1 protein-coding gene and 1 pseudogene are annotated in these 725 nt (G+C 68.6%); both read right to left on the reverse strand.

Annotation, left to right across the window (positions count from 1 at the left end):
- A pseudogene (locus tag A5699_RS28975) lies at positions 1–141 on the reverse strand (methionyl-tRNA formyltransferase); the annotation flags it as partial.
- A gap of 33 nt (positions 142–174) precedes the next feature.
- The gene (locus tag A5699_RS06070; protein ID WP_067766893.1) at positions 175–711 is read right to left on the reverse strand and encodes a LemA family protein; all 537 of its coding nucleotides are present in this window, start codon (positions 709–711) and stop codon (positions 175–177) included.
- Positions 712–725: the final 14 nt, after the last annotated feature.

Below are 725 nucleotides of genomic sequence, written 5' to 3' on the forward strand. Positions count from 1 at the left end.
TGAGGGTGCGGGCTTGCCGCGCCGCCCGGCGGCGGCATCGGGCCGGGTCAGCACCGCGACCACATCGTGACGGGGCGAGTCGATCAGCCGCTGCAACGACGGGAGGGCGGGCTCTGGAGTTCCGGCAAAGACAAGACGCACCGCACCAGTTTAGGGAGCCCGACCGCCGCTTCCCTAACGCGGCGCCTGGTAGTACTCCCGCTCGGAGACTCCGGCCAGCGGCGCCAGGTACACCCACGGGATCGTGCCGACGAGCCGGTTGAGCGTGGCCACCGCGTCGTTGTAGTACTGCCGGGCGAACGCGAGCTTGTTCTCCGTGTCGGCCAGGTTCTCCTGCAGATTCAGAAAGTTGCTCGACGAATTCAGTTGCGGATAGGACGATCCCAGCGCCAAGACATTGGCCACCGCCCTGTCGAGATCCCGCTCGGCTGCCCGGCGCTGCCCCACCGAAGCTCCTCCGGTCGCCGACCTCAGAGCCGCCTGCGCACTACTGGCCCGGCCCAGGACTGCCGTCTCGTGGGTGGCGAACGTCGCCACGGCCTGCACCAGCGCCGGAATCAGCGCCGCCCGGCGGGTCAGTTCGACGTCGATGCCGCTGAGCGCCTCGGCGACGTGCACGTCGGCCGCCTTGAGTTTGTTGTAGCCGACCACGAATCCCACCAGCACCGCGACCGCAAGCACCAGCACGACCACCAACAGCAGTCTCACCACGATCCGCCTCCTCC

It is taken from the genome of Mycobacterium sp. E802, from assembly GCF_001666875.1.
Taxonomy (GTDB): Bacteria; Actinomycetota; Actinomycetes; order Mycobacteriales; family Mycobacteriaceae; genus Mycobacterium.